The 16,715-nt window shown below is 49.9% G+C and carries 19 protein-coding genes and 1 pseudogene; 14 read left to right on the forward strand and 6 right to left on the reverse strand.

Annotation, left to right across the window (positions count from 1 at the left end):
* The 6 genes from ACX8ZY_RS22265 to ACX8ZY_RS22290 all read left to right on the forward strand — a co-directional run bounded on the left by ACX8ZY_RS22265 (position 1) and on the right by ACX8ZY_RS22290 (position 6,259).
* Positions 1-867, forward strand: coding sequence for a protein RepA (locus tag ACX8ZY_RS22265; protein WP_337016582.1), 867 nt, complete (start codon positions 1-3; stop codon positions 865-867).
* 1,055 nt (positions 868-1,922) lie between these two features.
* Positions 1,923-3,131, forward strand: a complete 1,209-nt coding sequence (locus tag ACX8ZY_RS22270) for an AAA family ATPase (RefSeq protein ID WP_337016580.1) — start codon at positions 1,923-1,925, stop codon at positions 3,129-3,131.
* Complete coding sequence (locus tag ACX8ZY_RS22275; protein ID WP_346530366.1) at positions 3,128-4,105, forward strand: ParB/RepB/Spo0J family partition protein; 978 nt, start codon at positions 3,128-3,130, stop codon at positions 4,103-4,105. The genes ACX8ZY_RS22270 and ACX8ZY_RS22275 overlap by 4 nt, the downstream gene beginning before the upstream one ends.
* 930 nt (positions 4,106-5,035) lie before the next feature.
* Positions 5,036-5,290, forward strand: a complete 255-nt coding sequence (locus tag ACX8ZY_RS22280; RefSeq protein WP_337016575.1) for a DUF1090 family protein — start codon at positions 5,036-5,038, stop codon at positions 5,288-5,290.
* A gap of 298 nt (positions 5,291-5,588) precedes the next feature.
* A complete protein-coding gene (locus ACX8ZY_RS22285) occupies positions 5,589-6,074 on the forward strand; it encodes a hypothetical protein (RefSeq protein ID WP_337016574.1) in 486 nt (161 codons plus the stop codon).
* Positions 6,071-6,259 carry a hypothetical protein gene (locus ACX8ZY_RS22290; protein ID WP_337016572.1) on the forward strand — a complete coding sequence of 63 codons (189 nt, stop codon included), beginning with the start codon at positions 6,071-6,073 and terminating at the stop codon, positions 6,257-6,259. Before ACX8ZY_RS22285 ends, ACX8ZY_RS22290 begins: the two co-directional genes overlap by 4 nt.
* Before the next feature lie 24 nt (positions 6,260-6,283).
* On the opposite strand, the gene ACX8ZY_RS22295 is transcribed toward ACX8ZY_RS22290, so the two are convergent.
* The 3 genes from ACX8ZY_RS22295 to ACX8ZY_RS22305 all read right to left on the reverse strand — a co-directional run bounded on the left by ACX8ZY_RS22295 (position 6,284) and on the right by ACX8ZY_RS22305 (position 7,260).
* On the reverse strand, positions 6,284-6,475 hold the full coding sequence (locus tag ACX8ZY_RS22295; protein WP_346530399.1) for a tyrosine-type recombinase/integrase: 192 nt from the start codon (positions 6,473-6,475) through the stop codon (positions 6,284-6,286).
* 89 nt (positions 6,476-6,564) lie between these two features.
* Positions 6,565-6,990, reverse strand: a complete 426-nt coding sequence (locus ACX8ZY_RS22300) for a hypothetical protein (protein ID WP_346530369.1) — start codon at positions 6,988-6,990, stop codon at positions 6,565-6,567.
* A 9-nt stretch (positions 6,991-6,999) separates the two neighbouring features.
* Positions 7,000-7,260, reverse strand: coding sequence for a hypothetical protein (locus tag ACX8ZY_RS22305; RefSeq protein WP_337016570.1), 261 nt, complete (start codon positions 7,258-7,260; stop codon positions 7,000-7,002).
* Between the two features lie 899 nt (positions 7,261-8,159).
* Here ACX8ZY_RS22305 and ACX8ZY_RS22310 point away from each other — a divergent pair.
* The 3 genes from ACX8ZY_RS22310 to ACX8ZY_RS22320 all read left to right on the forward strand — a co-directional run bounded on the left by ACX8ZY_RS22310 (position 8,160) and on the right by ACX8ZY_RS22320 (position 10,415).
* On the forward strand, positions 8,160-8,363 hold the full coding sequence (locus ACX8ZY_RS22310; RefSeq protein ID WP_337016568.1) for a hypothetical protein: 204 nt from the start codon (positions 8,160-8,162) through the stop codon (positions 8,361-8,363).
* 38 nt (positions 8,364-8,401) lie between these two features.
* Positions 8,402-8,653 (forward strand): hypothetical protein, encoded by a 252-nt coding sequence (locus tag ACX8ZY_RS22315; RefSeq protein WP_337016566.1) that lies wholly within the window; start codon positions 8,402-8,404, stop codon positions 8,651-8,653.
* Positions 8,654-9,386: 733 nt separating this feature from the next.
* Positions 9,387-10,415 (forward strand): tyrosine-type recombinase/integrase, encoded by a 1,029-nt coding sequence (locus ACX8ZY_RS22320; RefSeq protein WP_337016564.1) that lies wholly within the window; start codon positions 9,387-9,389, stop codon positions 10,413-10,415.
* 1,007 nt (positions 10,416-11,422) lie between these two features.
* Here the strand turns inward: ACX8ZY_RS22320 and ACX8ZY_RS22325 are convergent.
* On the reverse strand, positions 11,423-11,698 hold the full coding sequence (locus ACX8ZY_RS22325; RefSeq protein WP_337016563.1) for a Txe/YoeB family addiction module toxin: 276 nt from the start codon (positions 11,696-11,698) through the stop codon (positions 11,423-11,425).
* Positions 11,679-11,924 (reverse strand): type II toxin-antitoxin system Phd/YefM family antitoxin, encoded by a 246-nt coding sequence (locus ACX8ZY_RS22330; RefSeq protein WP_346530374.1) that lies wholly within the window; start codon positions 11,922-11,924, stop codon positions 11,679-11,681. Before ACX8ZY_RS22330 ends, ACX8ZY_RS22325 begins: the two co-directional genes overlap by 20 nt.
* 476 nt (positions 11,925-12,400) lie before the next feature.
* Between ACX8ZY_RS22330 and ACX8ZY_RS22335 the strand changes: the two genes are divergently transcribed.
* On the forward strand, positions 12,401-12,574 hold the full coding sequence (locus tag ACX8ZY_RS22335; RefSeq protein WP_337016594.1) for an SOS response-associated peptidase family protein: 174 nt from the start codon (positions 12,401-12,403) through the stop codon (positions 12,572-12,574).
* Positions 12,575-12,952: 378 nt separating this feature from the next.
* On the opposite strand, the gene ACX8ZY_RS22340 is transcribed toward ACX8ZY_RS22335, so the two are convergent.
* Positions 12,953-13,039, reverse strand: a complete 87-nt coding sequence (locus ACX8ZY_RS22340; RefSeq protein WP_419720297.1) for a DUF4113 domain-containing protein — start codon at positions 13,037-13,039, stop codon at positions 12,953-12,955.
* A gap of 203 nt (positions 13,040-13,242) precedes the next feature.
* Here ACX8ZY_RS22340 and ACX8ZY_RS22345 point away from each other — a divergent pair.
* The 4 genes and pseudogenes from ACX8ZY_RS22345 to ACX8ZY_RS22360 form a co-directional block, all read left to right on the forward strand.
* Positions 13,243-13,758: pseudogene (locus ACX8ZY_RS22345) on the forward strand (TonB-dependent receptor domain-containing protein); the annotation flags it as partial.
* 36 nt (positions 13,759-13,794) lie between these two features.
* A complete protein-coding gene (locus ACX8ZY_RS22350; RefSeq protein ID WP_346530379.1) occupies positions 13,795-14,703 on the forward strand; it encodes an iron-siderophore ABC transporter substrate-binding protein in 909 nt (302 codons plus the stop codon).
* A complete protein-coding gene (locus tag ACX8ZY_RS22355) occupies positions 14,700-15,686 on the forward strand; it encodes a FecCD family ABC transporter permease (protein WP_346530382.1) in 987 nt (328 codons plus the stop codon). The genes ACX8ZY_RS22350 and ACX8ZY_RS22355 overlap by 4 nt, the downstream gene beginning before the upstream one ends.
* Positions 15,676-16,707: a FecCD family ABC transporter permease gene (locus ACX8ZY_RS22360; protein WP_346530385.1), complete on the forward strand. Its 1,032-nt coding sequence runs from the start codon at positions 15,676-15,678 to the stop codon at positions 16,705-16,707. The genes ACX8ZY_RS22355 and ACX8ZY_RS22360 overlap by 11 nt, the downstream gene beginning before the upstream one ends.
* The last annotated feature ends 8 nt before the right edge of the window (positions 16,708-16,715 follow it).

Genomic DNA, 16,715 nt, shown 5'->3' on the forward strand with positions numbered 1-16,715 from the left:
ATGACAGATAAGTCATTTATTGGCGATGCGCTTTACAGTGACATGATCAGTAAAGATAAACAGCTCACAGTTAATTCTAACAATACTGTTCAGCCAGTGGCACTGATGCGTCTTGGTGTTTTCGTACCTAAACCCACTAAATCGCAGGGTGAAAACAATATTGTTGATGCTTCCGAACTGTTTTCACAGCTTGAGATTGCCCGGGCAGAAGGTTACGACCATATCAATATTTCAGGTCCCCGACTCAATATGGATAGCGATTTCAAAGTGTGGATAGGAGTTATCTATGCCTTCAGCCGGTACGGTCTGACGTCGAACAAAATTGAACTGAAATTCACTGATTTTGCAAAGGGTTGCGGTTTTTCTGCCAAACGCATAGATGGCAGGCTACGACTCTCGATCCATGAGTCTTTAGGTAAATTACGTAATAAATCAATCTCCTTCAAACGCGGGCGCGATGCTAAGGGCAGTTATCAGACTGGTCTTTTGAAAACGGGCTATTTTGATGCTGAGAAGGACATTGTTCAGCTGGAGGCTGATGAAAAACTCTGGGAACTGTTTCAGCTCGACTATAGAGTTCTCCTTCAGCAACATGCCATTAAAGCACTTCCCAAAAAGGAGGCGGCTCAGGCTATTTATACCTTTATTGAAAGTCTTCCCGCCAATCCTATTCCGGTAAGTTTCTCGCGTTTACGTGAGCGTCTTTCTCTCAGCAGTTCTGTGAGCGAACAAAATCGTACGATTAAAAAAGCGCTTGATCAGTTACAGAAGATTGGTTATCTGGAATTCTCTTTGGTCCGTAAAGCGAGAGAGAATTTTGTTATTATTCATAAACGTAATCCCAAACTGAAACCAATTGATATCTGAATGTGTGCTATGAGGATGATGGTATTGTCCATACAATAGCCTTCCGCTCTACAATGGATATTTTTTCTCTCCCGTCAGCACACATGATCACACAAGGCAACGCCCGGCTGCGGTAACACGCCAGTACCTTTACTCCAGACTCTGATTCTCATCAGTAGCCCGTCAGCACACATTACCGGCCAGCACACATGTTTATGGCTTTTTGACGAGGTGAGATTATCCCGTCAAAACACATTTTCAGCATTTCTCCTGACTTCCTCCCTCCAGCACACATTTTTGCATTTCTGCAGCAAAGATAACCCGCCAGCACACACCTATAAGCTTCGGTGAGGCAAAAACCACGGTTATTAATTCACTTCATCATGGTATATCCTCTTACACGAATTCTCATCTCAATGTACTTGTCTCAGAATGCGTCACCGTCAGTTCACTTGTCTCAGCTTTGCCATATCTGGTTTCCTTCAGCACACATCTTTGTCCATTGTATTCATTTCCCGCCAGCACACATTCTGGCCCACTAAATTTATATCCCGCCAGCGCACACCGTTGATTAAAAAATTATCGATAGCTTCAGCTGTTTTTTTCTGAATCACACAGATTCAGTTCAGCCGGATGGAGAATAACCTAACCGTCTCTGCAGAAATGATTACTCGCGCCAGAATACAAGAGCTGCTGCCCTCTGATTCTTAAGTTTAGTAAGATTATCGTAAAAAGAATAATTCCCGAGACTTCGCTTATATTACATGTCAGATCTCAGGATGAGATCTTCGAAAACTCCTTATCTAAAGGGAATTTCAGCCTGAAAAATAGTAAAAATAATATTATATAACAATAGGTTATCTATTTTTAAGTGTGGTTTTTTTTTGTAATGCGTGTGGTTTATTCAATATGCAATAGCAATTACTTCATTCTTTCAGACCTGACTTTGGAGGGCAGCAGAGAAATGACTAGAGTTGTCATTTCCATCTGTACAAAAAAAACTGACTTTTCGAAAATAGTTGCCCGGACTATTTTTCTGTGTACAATCGATAAAAAATTGACGATGGAACGCTTACATGAAAAGTCATTACGGTGGAGTGGACGAGACCGCACGCAGGGCCAGCGCTATGTTGCGCAGTATGAGTGATGATATATCCCTCAGACGAAACGAGTTCGGGCTGGATCAGTATTACCAGACATTCACACGTAACTCTGTGGCTAATCTTCCCAAACTCAGCCGTCGTGCTGTTGAGCAGACGATTGATGAAATGGAAGCACAGGGACATGTCTTTGGCAGGAAAGATGCCGGTAACACGCGGCATTATGCGCTGACTATTGAGGACGTTGTTGAAATATATGCCCACCGAAAAGTACCTAAATACCGTGATTTGCATGCCGGAGAAGGCCCTTTTGTTATCTTTGTTGTGAATCTGAAGGGCGGTGTTTCAAAAACTGTGAGTACCGTTACCCTGGCACATGGTTTGCGCGTTCATCAGGACCTGCTCCAGCATGATCTTCGTATCCTCGTGGTTGATCTCGATCCTCAGGCATCCAGTACCATGTTTCTCAGTCAGGAAAACAGCATTGGCTCCATAATGGAAACAGCCGCACAGGCAATGCTTAACGATCTAGATGCTGACCAGCTCCGTGAGGACATCATCAAACCTACAATCATTCCCGGTGTGGATGTGATGCCTGCTTCTATCGATGATGGTTTCATTGCCAGTCAGTGGAATAACCTTGTCAGTGAGCATTTACCAGACAAGTTGCCCTCAGAAGTTCTGCGCCGAACCATCATTGACCGCATCGGGGGGGATTATGATTTTATCTTTATCGATACCGGTCCTCACCTTGATGCTTTTATGCTGAATGCGCTTGCGGCAAGCGATTTACTGCTTACTCCTACACCACCTGCTCAGGTGGATTTTCATTCCACGCTGAAATATCTCACCCGACTGCCCGAAATGATTGAACAGCTCGAGGAAGAGGGAATTACGCCGCGTATAAAAGGCAATATCGGTTTTATGTCGAAAATGACGTCAAAGCGTGACCATGAGATGACGCATGGCCTGGCGCGTGATGTCTTCACGTCTTACATTCTCGATGCCGTACTCCCACGGCTGGATGGTTTTGAACGCTGCGGAGAGAGCTTTGATACCATTATCAGCGCCGATCCTGGTTCTTATCCGGGCAGCGCAGAAGCGCTCAAAAAAGCAAAACGGGAAGCCGAACGTTTTACTCAGGCTGTATTCAAAAGGATTGAGTTCATCAGAGGTGTGAAATGAAGAAAGAAATGGTAAAGCTGGGCCGGCAGCTGGGCAATTCCAGTTTTTCTAAAATGATGACTGAGTCAGACAGCGAGCGGATATTTACCCTGAAGTCTGGCGCCCAGGCACGTTTTGTACTGACCAGGATTCTGCATGTCGATATTGAAGCAAAGACTTTCGTCGATGCAAGCGTCAACGGTCGTGACCAGGTTTTTGTTACACCCGAATCAGTCAGTGATATCTCGCGGACTATTAGACTGCAGCAGTTCTTTCCTGCTATCGGCCGGGAAGTAGGCGGACATATCGAGATCCTGGATGGTTCACGCCGCCGGGCGGCTTGCCTTTATAACGGAACAGCCTTTGAAGTGCTTGTAACGCGTGACGCATTAACTCTTTCTGATGCAAGACAACTTGCCACTGATATTCAGACAGCCAGAGAGCATACGCTGCGTGAACTCGGTAAACGATTAAAGCTGATGTATCCTGAGGATATGAACCAGTCTGATATTGCCGCCGCAGAAGGGCTTTCGGCGGCCAAAGTCACTCGCGCATTTCAGGCGGCTTCAGTACCTGAGGAAGTCATTTCAGTCTTTCCATCCGTGAGTGAACTTTCCATCAGTGATTACCAGCTCCTGCTTGATGTGACTGAGAGAGCCCGGACAAGAGGTATCAGCGCAGAGCAATTAGCAGGCAAGGTTCGTGAGCGCATGCAAAGTAATGCAGAAAACCACAGATCTGATCCTAATTATAAAGCAAAGATCATCAGTTATTTCCGTGCTGTAAGCGCTGAACCTAAGCAGGGAACGGCCAGCAAAAAAATCGTTACTGAAAAACTGGCTGAATTTGCTGATAAGAAGCAATTTGCAAGAAAGAAAACGGATTCAGATAAACGTCTTGTTACTTACGAATTCTCGCGCCTATCTGCCGCCTGTCAGGCTGAACTTGATGCCGCAGTCAGAAACGTCATCGAACGCATGGCCGTAAAAGGATAAACGCACAGATGACATTGCATTGCGGGGGACACAAATTTTCCCCGCATTAAAATTATCTTAACAGTCTGTTTATAAAGACTAATTGCTCCTTATTTCAGCATGAAATTCCCGTAGAAAGATTACTCTTAAAGCCCGTCACTTCAGAGCCAGCTCTGGCCAATGCAAAAAGTTTTGCAAAAGGAGCAATGTGATATGTGATGAACGAACGGGGCTTTATCAGACTAAATCAATTTAGTCAGAATCAGCAATTCTCTTTAAAACTGCGAAGATAAGTTGATGTGTTTTTTTGTCGGTTACGTAGATCAGTAGAGAGCTCACATATCAGCATTATTTACCAGATGCGCAGGATATTTTCGCCGAACCTGCCTGTAGCCAGGAAAATGATCCGCTAAGCACACACATAGTGAATCTTCAGACCGGCGCACCTGCCGCCAGCCCTGAGGTCGAACTGGATAATAAAAAGGTGGCAAGGGCATACTGTCCTGAGAGAGCTACCTGGAGCAGGGCGCATGTTACCGCGCTCTGACCTGCATGAAGTAAGAGAGAGCCGGACATTTACGGCGAGATCCTCAAAATTGTTGGTCACTGCAAAAATCACGCTTAGTGGACTTTTTCATAATTTCCGTGTGATGCTCAGCTAACGTGATTGTAACCTGTTTCTATGACACTCTATTGCCTCCAGCGCTGCCTGATAGCCGGGAGGACCCTCCAAGTCTATGTTTTCCGCTCCGGTCAATAATTTTTCCATTCAGAATCTCTTAAGATGGCTGGATAAACTGGCGCCTCAACTCTGACTCGTTGCCGAGACTATGATTAATAGAACATTGCTGAACCTTAGCCGTAGATCCTGACTTTTACTGCTGCCCATACGGCGCTAGTCGTGACTGGCTGTGGTGCGAAAATGCAGGAAATTGAGGCCCAGCACTTTTTTTGCTTCTGAATAATAATATCCGTCAGATTGCCGGTCTCGAAACTGCACAGACTGAGGTGGTGCAGAACAGTGCTGAATGCAGTCTGATTTGGCAGCATCATGAGAAAGAGGCTGAGAAAAAACTTAAGGTACAGTATCGTGAACGGAAACTGACAAAGGCAAAAACACAAGGACGCAGCGCCAGCGAGATCCAGAAGTGTGCCGATAAACCGGCTGAGGCTCGCTGGAAATTGGAAGAAGCCGAAGAAACTTAAGTAAGAAGTTTATCCGGTACAGCCCGCTATGTTGGCCCGCTCTCATGAAGCCTTACTCATTGCACTGCTCTGATCAACTTATCGCCTGCATAATTCCTGCTCAAGCCACTACTGACTTAAGATCTCTGACTGTCTGTTCTTATGCGCCTGAAAGGTGCAGTAATGCCCGTCAGGTTACAATCAATTATATAATTTCAGTCATTCTGCCAATCCGGACCGATGAGAGGTGTTGAGGTGCCGGGCGTGGATCATATCTGATATATTAATTTTTTTTCAGTTAGTTAAGGAGTAGCATCACATGCCCAGTCAACCCGGATGGATCCCCGAAAAAATCACAAATCATCCCGTAGCGTCCTGTTTTATCAGCAGCGTTACACTGGTATTTCTGTCGGTCAGCTTCACGTGGATGGTACTGAATGCGACTACACTAGGGGAGCAGAAAGGGCGTAATGAGGGCCTGACCTTGCAGAACCAGCGGCTGACGGAAGATCTTAGACTTGCGCAGACCAGATATGATCTAGCGCTAAGCGGCCGTGACGAATTTATCAGTAAAAAGGCCAGTGAACTGTCCGCCGGATACCAGGAGAGCATGGCGGAACTTAATACGCGGTACGATAAAATATTACAGGAAAATGCGAATCTGAAAAGTATGCTAGCCGCGCTCAGCAGCCCCGATCGCCAGCAGGCAGCCATACGAAAAGCATCCCGCCTTGAGGAGCTCAGCGCTGCGCAGAACGTAAATAGTAAACAGATTGCAGAGGCGCACAGCTGCTTTCTGAAATGAGTGGCAGGGCCGGTTATGACAGAGCGGAGTGTGAAAAAGAAGATAAGAATACCTTTTCAAATGTCTGCGAGCAGGCCTCACTGGATGAATCCCGGGCACACTCGCAGTGCGAAAAAATCAGCTCGCTGGAAAAATATGGCGAGAGACTGAGCAGTCAGTTAATGGCCCTTGAAGGTAAAGAGTGACAGGACCCGCTTGAAGCTTTCCTTTCAGCGGGACCGATCTACGGCAGGAAGGAGAAGTTTGGAAGTCTCCGCAGGATCCATCGTGAACCGCACCCCGAGCTGGCGGGTGACATCCAGCGCAAACACCCGGGTATACCACTCGGTGGACTTCGCGTCCTTATGACCTACCAGCGTCTGAATAACCTTCTGAGGGACCTGGTGCTGCACAAGATGCATCGCAAACGAGTCCCGGAACGTCTTGGGCGTCACCGGCCGGATGGAAAACGTCACACCGTCACGCGCAGCGGCCGCTACACCCTAGCTTATCAAGCTGCGCACCGCGTCCTCACTTCTGATGTACCACAGGCGCGCGCCGGCTGCACCGTCGAAAACCATTCCCGCAGCCGCTGTACAAACGCCGGATTGGTGAGCGGCACGGCCCGCGGCGGGTTATCCCGGATTTCTGCTTCGGTTTCACGCTCCGCCTGCTGCTCCTTCCGGGTCGGACGGCCACGCCGGCGGGCCACCGCTTCCGGCTTCCGCTGCTTGAGGGTGCGTAGCACCACGAATGGCGAACTCAGCGGGGCACCTGTCAGCGGATCAACCAGCAAAAAAACCTCTTTTGTCAGCAGTATAATTTCGTTCAGCCGGCCGCCGGTGTTCCACAGTGCATCAATGAACAGGCGTTTGCGGAGATCGCTCACCTTTGACAGCAGCACGGCCACCTCGGGCGCCAACAGGTAGCGGGGCATGTCGGTACCTTAGGCGGCGGCCAAGTTGCGCAGCGCCACCGCGCTTTCGTAGTCAAAATAGTGCGCAGCATCTGAAGTGGTCAGATTGTGACCAATGACGTCGCTGCGTGAAATCTGCATCATTTCGTGGGGTAAGAGAGGCCAAACTTTCAATCTCCGTTGTCTGGCGTGATAGAACGTATTTTCCCCTGTCTCTCCAGTGAAACCACGGGAATAAATCGATCCGCTGAGGATACGGTCCGGATCGGTTTTCCGGTTTTTCTCCCACATATGGAGAATAACTTGGACTAGCAAAAATAAACAGCCGGGCGTGAGTTGGATAAAAGGGCAAGAAACGTAATGTAACCTACTGAATAGTAATATGCTGCTGCTAAAGGGGCGGGGGAGGGAGTGTATCAGGCACTCTTCGCTTAGTACCAGGTAATAAGCATGATTAGTAAAATCAAAGTAAGGAACACTTTATGAAGTACAACTGTCAGGGCGCAGAATGATAGAATACCCGTAACAGTTAATAATGAGAGCATGAATGAACACGCTTACCGTTTCGCTTGTTGCCATCATGATCCCCGGTGTCATCATGGCACTAATTTATGACACTTATACGCAGCATAAACCGTGTGATTCATTTCGCTATATTCATTGGAAATATTGTTTGGCGGTCTGCTGGCTGTTCCATTCGGGCTTACTGCTGTCTTAATTTCAACTAATTTTCATGAAAGGCTTCCCGTAAGGGAAGCCTTTTTTGATCGTTTCTTCCCTGCTCTAACCCAACCCGAAAATTATCCACCTCTATGCGCCTTCATTGTTCTGCGGAGAAAGCGGTAAAGATACGCAGTCAAGTTAATTGTTAATATCTATTGGTATGTGTTTTTAAAAGGCTAAAACCTATTGATTGATTTTCTTATTCTTCACTTCCTCCCACAAAAAAACACCTTACTAAATAAATGTCAAACCATGTGCAAATTACTACTTTCTTTGACGATAAAACCACATCCAGCCGATTTAGAGAAAGAAAATGAGTTTTTAATCTAGATATATCATCCGCCGCCTTAATGACTGCCTGTGGATTTCAACAGCCTTTCCAGAATGAGTGCCATCATGTAGAAGTATAAGTGATCGAAGCAATTGTGCTCTGCATCATTTGTCACACACGAACTGAGGAACAAATCATGGGAAAGGTAGTTAAGTTTGTTACACCGGTGGTACCTAAAGGCAGCGATTCATGGTGTTCACCTATTATCCGCGAAGATGGGAGCAAAGTATCTGGCGGTGCAGCGCGTGAAATGCGGCTTAAAGCGGTTGGCGGCGTCGAGGAGTTGTTGCATACCACACTGGAAAATGCAACACGCCTGGCAAGTAAAAAAACAGGGTAATTACATAAAAGGAATGTAAAACAATGAGTTGGTTCGGGATGTCAAACCTTGAAGGTAACGTCAAGCGCATGCAGGAAATGAAAGCAGGCGGGGCGGGTCCTCTGAAAATACGTAATGCCTTTAGAAAGGAAGGTATTGAGATTGAAACTCATCAGGTTAAGGCGATTTTGGAAAGTGCCGATAACCTGCGTGTTAAGGCGCTGCCAAAAAAGGCAGCTCAGCAAGTCATTAAAGAAATGAAGGAGGTTAAAAATCAGGGAACTGACACTCTGCCTGACGGTAACACCTGATGTTCGCCAGGACGAAGCGTTGCCTCGTCTTGTTTTCCTTTCTGGCCCCTTCTCTTTCCATCACTCTTATCCCTGCGGAATAACAGTTATTCTTCCGCACGCCTTCCTCCTATGCTCTTATTACAATATGTAATTTCTCATCAACTGCAACTTACCACCACATGTTGTGTTTTGCGCGATTTGAAGCGCCGGGAAGCCGAGCCAACCGGTATCTAATTGTGCGAAATTAGCCTGTACAGTGCAGAAAATTCCGCAAAACAATGTTGTCCCCTAAAAGTTATTAGGATTAACATAATGTGTTTACTGAAATCGTGATATTTCAATATATTATACTAATAAGCTTATCTTTTTATCATTCGATCATGAGGGGTACCATAAAAGATCAATTAGTAAATCTAACTTCCTATAATGGGATTTTTATAAACTGGGATACCCATATGGCACCTACTGATATGAGACTTACCTAAATTCTAACCTTATATAATTATCATTATATAAGGCCAGACAGGGCCTCATAAACCCTGTATCATGCGGATCGGGGCCGGATCCTGAACTTTATTGGCCATTTATATAACACGGTGGCCTTTTGGACGGCATACGGCTGAACGACACCTGCGTGAGGATGGTTAAAAATCAGGCGTCGCTACGTAAAATCTGACGGGCACTGCCCCTGCTTCTTTCTCAGAATTCACGTAGCGCTGCCATTCAGTTAACAGGTGCAAACGGAGCAAACATGAACGATATTTCCGGTTTTACGGGGGTTTCTCTCAGCGCCAGTGTCGGTGATGATCTCAACGCTAAACTGGCCGCGTTTGTCCGCCATCGGGAGGCCTTTTCGGCCAACACGTGGCGTCAGCTGCTGAGCGTAATGCGGATCTGCTGGCGCTGGTCGCAGGAGAATCGCCGGTCCTTTCTGCCGATGACACCGGATGACATGCAGGACTACCTGTTTCACCTGCAGGCCATCGGACGTTCGACCTCCACAATTTCGGTGCATGCGGCACTTATATCGATGTTACACCGTAACGCCGGGCTTGTGCCGCCAACGGTTGCGACTGACGTTGTGCGCGCCAGGAAGAAGATAAACCGTATCGCGGTCATGTCTGGTGAGCGTACGGGACAGGCCGTGCCCTTCTGCCGTCCGGACCTCGACCGTCTGGATGCGCTATGGCAGCATTCGTCCCGCCTGCAGCACCTGCGGGATCTGGCTTTCGTCCACGTGGCATACGGCACACTGCTGCGGATGAGCGAGCTGTCACGCCTGCGGGTGCGGGACGTCACGCGCGCGGCCGACGGTCGCGTTATTCTCGACGTGGGCTGGACCAAAACCATCCTGCATTCTGGCGGCATCGTTAAGGCGCTGAGCGCGCGCTCTTCAGAACGGCTGATAGAATGGATTCGCGCGGCAGGTCTGGCGGACGAGCCTGAGGCTGTGCTGTTCTGCCCCGTTCACCGGTCAAATAAGGTGAGCGGCGTCCCGACCGCGCCCATGAGTGCGCCCAGCCTGGAAGACATCTGGTATCGGGCAAGGGTGCAGACTGGCCAGACGTCCCGCGCGGAAACCAATAAAGGGCGTTACGCCAGCTGGAGCGGCCACAGCGCGCGCGTCGGCGCCGCGCAGGATATGGCCAGAAAAGGCGTATCTATTGCGCAGATCATGCAGGAAGGCACGTGGACACAGACCCAGACGGTGATGCGATATATCCGCATGGTCGAGGCGCATAAAGGGGCCATGATTGCGTTGATGGAAGATGAGGATTAGTCAGGCCTGTTACGCGCCTGTTAAACAATTCCCTGGTATGGCCACCTCCCGTTAAAAGGGATTTTAATGCTAAATTGTATATTAAAAATAATTTTGCCTTGGGCCAGCTACCGGCTTTTCAGGGCTCATGCTTCACCGTGCTTACCCCCGTTACTGCTGGGTGTGTTCACTCAGAAAACTAAGTAATTAATTATAGTGAGTTGTAAATTACGGTCACCCATTCACAGCATACCTGCTGTTGGCAAATCAGTAAGCTAGTGCCTGATATGCTCATGCTTTTAATCAATATCTGCGGCAGATGTTGTACATTCTCATGAGGTAGAATCCTGATATCTGTGCGGGGTCTGACTGCGTAGCATCTGAACGTAAGAATTGTCCTGCTGCTGCTAACATAGGTGTTTTTTCGGATGCTGATTTAACCTGATGAAATCATGCATGAAAATGGATTACTTACTCAGCATCAGTCACCACCCGCGCGGCGACATCATGATATTTGCCGGCAAAGTCTCTACATTTTCTGACTAGCTGAATACCGATTTCAGCACACGTATCCTATAATCGCGATTAAGCTGGCAGAGGCTTCAGCAGACACCATTCCCTCAACAGCAGAAGACACTCCGGATGAAGAGCAGGCTTATGAGTCAGAAAATAATAGTGACATAGCAGGAAGGAATGTTTATGGCCTTCTGACGCGCCCGCGAACCTCGCGTGAGGCTAGCGGATTGCTCATATTCCCAAGGTTTCGCGCCAGATGCGACCCCGGCAGACTCAGGCCGGTTTGGCTGGAGAAGATCTGAACGGCTGTCAGGGCGTTATACTGCCAAGCGTGAATTCATATTCCCGTGATGACTTAGCATTTGTTCACCCCCGCCCTGCATATCTCGTGACGGCGGATGCGTCACCCGCCAGATAAACTTCATTTTTATAGGCTGAACGGTCATCAGACCTTATTTCAACATACTCGCAGGACATGAAAAAGCACTCAAAGGCGGGCTGACTGGTTATCACTATTTATCGCCGTAGTGATAGCGGGCTGCATAGATAATGATCTCTCCGTTCTGTATTGAGTAGACCAGCCGGTGACTCTGATCGATGCGGCGAGAATAGAGCGCCGGGTCTTTATGATGCCGTAACCGTTCAGGTTTTCCAATGCCCGTCAGCGGATTGGCCTCTATGCTGTGAAGCAACTGCCGGACGCGTTCAAACTTCTTTTTGTCTGTATCACGCCAGTAATTAAGATCATCAGCGCCATTTTTCGTGAACTTAATATTCCACTTCGACAAACTCGCCGCGCTCCGCCTGTTTCATTGACTCATTAATATGCGCTGCGTTCGCCGGGTTGCTGAACAGATACACCGTTTCTATCAGTGCCTCATACTCTTCCGCATCGATTATCACAACGTCAGGTGCGTCGCGGCGCATAACGCGTACAGGCTCGGCATCGTCGGTGACCCGCTTCATCGTATCTGCGAAATGTTTGCGGGCATCGGTAAAATTGATTGAATGCATGTTGTTAACTCCCATCAGATAATGACCATTATGAAATATGTACTCAAATAAGTACAATTTTAAATTATCCCGATTTTATATCAGGACGAAGCCTCTGCAATGGAAAGGTTAGGATGGGAAGCAAGAAAGTCTGATCCCCGAAATCCTTATGACGTCAGTATACCCAGCTATCCTTAAAGCAGAAGGGGCCTATATGCGTACGATTTGCGCAGTACAGCAACCGTGACGAATAGTTGGAATCATCTGGCCTGAAACCGGACGAAATCATACTCGATCCGGAACCCATTGACCGCTTCAACGTGGCGCCGGGCACAAAGGTGCTGCTCCTCAGCGAGCGTGAGGGGGCGCTCCACCCCGACCTCGTGTTCTGAGGCTCCGGCCCGAAGTGGTTGGATAAGCAGCCGCTCGTTAACGCACGTGATGAAACGGCGGCGGGTGGACGTATGTTTCAGCCGCTGTAGAACCACGGGCGCGCCATTGTGCCGGCCAACGGCTGGTTCGAATGGCAGAAAAAGGAGGGTAAAAAAACAGCCTTTTACATTTACCATAATGATAAACCATCCCTGTTTATTGCCGCCATCAGTAAGCGGCCATACGGGCAGGACTACGGAAAAGAGGGGGTTATAATCATCACCTCATCAGATAACTAATGTATGGTCGGTATCCACGATTGCAGACCTTCATTGATTACCGCTGACGCCGCTCGTGAATGACTGAGTGACGAAACATCTTCCTCACATGCATAAAAATTGCCCGTGACGCAGCCGTTCCGGAAAAGGCTTTTCATCTGGCATCAGATGAGTACAGAAGCAGGTAGCATAAGTAACCAGGGCAGGGAACTGTTTACTAATACAAGGGCTGGAAAATAAAGACCAGGTTTGGAAAATTTTAATACATGACAGCCGGAGAATAAGGCAACACGCAGAGCCCTGCGTGTAAAATTTAATAAGGCATTGAGTAGGATTTTGCGTCCGGGCCCAGGAACGATAACTTCATGCTTTTTTCAGCGCCGGTCGTCCGGGAGTGTTTTATCTGAACAGAGCAATATTACTCAGTCGCGTCGTATACCGCGGTGACAACATTTCTCTTTTCATCTGCCTACTCCTGTCTCGCAAAACAGACCCAGCCCCGACCAGATCGGTTCATCCTGTCTAGCGCTGACATCCGCGCACCTGCGGTTGCACGCGGCTGCCGCTCGCTGAACATGTCATAATACGCCTCGCCCGGCTTATCGAAATCGCACAGCATGACGCCGGCTTTTGCATACCGGTAGCCTTCCCGCCAGATTCTGGTCAGTCCTCCAGACGCTGACGCGATAAGGTCTTCTTCAAAACTGGGGAGCCGCGTGGAGCTGGTTGATGATGCATTCGTGGCCCGACGGGAAAAAACGGAAATCGATGGCGTGGAGGTCAGCACGGGTTACAACCTTAATGCGGATCACAAGCTGACGCTCGCCTGGTCGCATATGCGTGGCCGTTACGACAGCGATGACAACGGAAGCCTTGATGCAAAGCTTGACGGCCTGAATATCGCACCGGATCGCCTTATCGCCAGCTGGTCGGCAAACTGGAACGCGGAGCTGAGCACCTTCCTGCAGGCCAACTGGGCTATGAGCAAAAAATTCGACGATGAGGAAAAGGATTTTTCCGGCTACACACTGGTGGATGCAGCCATAGGTTACAAACTTCCCCGTGGGCAGCTGAGCCTGGGCATTTCTAACCTGCTGAATAAAAAATATATCACTTACTATTCACAAAGTGCATCCGTCGACCCTGACCGTTATTTTGCCGGGCGGGGCCGCACGGCCACACTCGGCTATAGTCTCGATTTCTAAACATGGCAGCCCTGTCACCGGGGCTTTAACCCGACGATGAAAAACCAATTATTATTTTCGCCCCTTCGCCGGCGCTGTCTGCAAGCGCTGCTGTTATCCAGCGTTTCACCCAGCCTGCAGGCCGTACAACCGCCTGCACGTCGTGCCATTTCACTGTTTCAGGCCGCTACAGACAGCATGGCAGCGCTGGGCATCATGCCCTGTGGAATCGTTGAATCCTGGGCTGAAAAGCCGGTCTATCGCTACTTACGACAGCAGTTTTCCAGGGTGCCGCAGTTAGGCCTGGAAACCCAGCCTGCGCTTGAAAAAATAGTGATGCTCAGGCCCGATATCATTTTTGCCTCCCGTTTTCGACATCAGGACGTTGCGCCGTTGATGGAAAAGATTGCGCCAGTGGTGCTGCTGGATGACGTTTTTGAGTTTAAAAAAACGCTGACAGTTGTTGCAGAAAAACTCGCAAAGGTAAATGAGGCCAGAGATCTGCTTCGACGATGGGACTTACGGATTGCCGCCCTAAAGACCCTGTTAAGTCTGCGGTTAGGCGCACGGGCCAGAACCCGGGTGTCCGTCATTGAAGTCCGCCCCGACCACATTCGTAGCTACGCTCCGCAAAGCTTTCCCGGCTCGGTGATATCCGAACTCGGTTTTGACTGGAATGAGCAGGTTGCGCAGTCGAACAGCACGTCGTTACGTTTTTCCAGCATGGAGAACCTTCCACTGCTGGATGCCGACATCTTTTTTATTCTGCTGCGAGCGGATAGCCCGGCTATTCTGCGTCAGTACCGGATTATGACCGCACATCCGCTTTGGCAGCAATTGCGCGCCGTGAGAGCGCGGCAGTTATGGCAAGTGGACAGCGTTCCCTGGAGCCTGTCCGGTGGCTTTATTGGCGCAAATCAGATCCTCAATGATGTTGAGCTTGCGCTGAGCCGGGGGCCTTCGTGAAAGCCCGCTTTCTGTCCTGTTGCAGCCTTCTGATGCTGATGATGCTGCTCAGCGTCATGTCCGGAGCGCGCTTCTACCCGCTGGCGCAGGTGGCGGAGGCTTTGTTTCACACCGATCCCGCCCGTGTGGCTGACACCATCATTCGCACTTCCCGGTTGCCCCGAACATGCCTGGCGATGGGCGTGGGTGCCTTTCTGGCAGTGGCAGGAGGGTTGATGCAGGCTCTGACCCGCAATCCTGTAGCATCCCCGGGGCTGTTCGGCGTGAATGCAGGTGCGGCACTGGCGATTGTGCTGGCCAGCAGCATTTTTTCCCTTAGCTTCCCCTGGCTGACACTTTTACTGGCATTTTTCGGTGCGAGCACTGTCAGTATGCTGGTGTGGTTCGCCAGCAGAGCAGGTAATGGACGACACAACCCACTTAGGCTGGTGCTGGCTGGGGTGGCTATAACCGCGCTGTGCAATGCTTTTACCCAGGCGATTCTGATTATCGATCAGGAGACGCTCGACACAATGCTGTTCTGGCTGGCCGGGAGCCTAGCGGGTAACGATCTGCCGCATATCTATGCAATGTTGCTTCCCGGCACGCTGCTGATAGTCGCCGCCTGCCTGTTTGCAAGCCAGATGAATGTACTGAGTGCCGGTGATGAGATTGCCACCGGCCCTGGACAAAATATCGTCCGGGTGCGACTGATCGCCAGCCTGCTGGTCGTGGGACTGGCGGGAAATGCCGTCGCACTGGCCGGGAGCATTGGTTTCGTCGGACTGATGGTGCCACATATCGCCCGCCAGCTGTTTGGCAGCGACCTGCGCCTGATGCTGCCAGCCTGTGCGTTGCTTGGCGCATTATTGTTGCTGGCGGCGGATATCGTTGCGCGCGTGATAATTTTGCCGCAGGAAGTGCCGGTTGGTGTCATGACAGCTTTGATGGGGGCGCCATTTTTCATAGTGCTGGCGCAGCGCAGGGTAAATAATGTCAGATAACTGCGTTTTTCGCTGTGGCCCATTTTCACGCCAGTATGCCGGGCGATTGCCGCTGGTGATGCTACTTTGCCTGCTTATTTTGCTGGTGATTATGCTTGCAGCATTAAGTGCCGGCGATGTGTCCATGCCGGTGCCCCAGACAGTGCGACTCCTTGTACAACCTGATGCCAGCGCGCAGAGCTTTATCCTGCACGAGCTGCGTTTACCCCGCGTGGCACTTGCGCTTTTGTCAGGCGCGGGACTGGGACTCGCCGGATTAGTTATGCAATTGCTTGTGGGTAATCCTCTGACATCTCCGGACACGCTCGGCGTCACCATCGGCGCAAGCGTTGGGGCGCTGCTGTGGCTTTCGTTTTTCAGCGTTTCCTTCGGCACCACGCTTATGCCAGTGGCGGCGATGACGGGAGCAACCTGCGGGGTTGGGTTGATATTCCTGCTTTCATGGCGCAGTGGCCTTACGCCGTTACGACTGATTCTTACCGGCGTGGGCGTATCGGCAATCGCGGGTGCGGTGGTCACGCTGATCCTGGTTTTCAGTCCGCTGACGACTACCTTTTCTGCCTGGGTATGGCTTAGCGGCAGCGTTTACGCTGCGACTTGGGAAAAAGTGTGGCGTCTTCTCGTCATCGATCTGGCCGCATTACCGCTATGGCTGTTTTCGCTGCGTTATCTGAATGCGCTCATGCTGGACGACGCCATCGCGACAGGTCTGGGTGTGCGGGTGCCTCTGATGCGGGTGCTGCTGTTGCTGGGCTGCGTGATACTTTCCGGTGGCGCGATTGCGATGGTCGGCGCCATGGCGTTTGTTGGCCTGATAGCGCCCCACCTCGGAAGGCAGGTCGTACGTCATGGTCTTTTTGGCCAGGCGTTTGTCACTGCATGCGGCGGTGGCGTAATGGTGGTTACTGCCGACCTGTTGGCCAGAACGCTGTTCCGGCCTGCGGATCTTCCGGCGGGCATTTTTGTTGCGCTGGTCGGCGCGCCGTTTTTTCTGGCGTTGCTGCTCCGGCAGCGTACGTAAACTGATGG

This window comes from Pantoea sp. XAF26B01_ASV70 (genome assembly GCF_054512635.1).